Annotated in this window: 1 protein-coding gene; it reads right to left on the bottom strand. The window is 73.0% G+C overall.

Going from position 1 to position 382, the window contains the following annotated elements:
* A partial coding sequence (locus JZ792_RS43845) for a hypothetical protein (RefSeq protein WP_216918471.1) occupies positions 1-382 on the bottom strand: 382 nt, incomplete at both ends.

Below are 382 nucleotides of genomic sequence, written 5' to 3'. Positions count from 1 at the left end.
CTGCTGCAGGGCCTGCAGTGCGCCTTTGCCCTCCGGCGGCAGGGCCTGGCGCGCGAGGTAGCCCGCGCCCTGCCCGCGCAGCAGGCCGAGCTTCTCGCCGAGCATGGGAGCGTTCACGGCGGCGGCCTGGATCAGGTCCTGTGTGGCGGTGTCCGGATCGGTCTGGAGTCCATAGTGGTGCAGCAGCTCTTCGCCGATCTGCATCAGCACCGCCACGAGCTGCGTATGCTGCGCGAGGCTCTGCGGCGGCTGCAGCGCGCGCGTGCCCACGGCCTGCTCCAGCGCGCGCCAGGTCTGCTCGGCCTGCGCCCAGGCGCGCACCTGGGTCTCCGGCACGCCGGCTTCCGCGAACGCCTTGCCCGCCTCCGCGAATGCCTGGTTG

Source organism: Nocardia noduli (genome assembly GCF_019038455.1).
Taxonomy (GTDB): domain Bacteria; phylum Actinomycetota; class Actinomycetes; order Mycobacteriales; family Mycobacteriaceae; genus Nocardia; species Nocardia noduli.
Note: the sequence above shows the minus strand (reverse complement) of the source record. Positions and strands in the feature narration are given on the sequence as shown.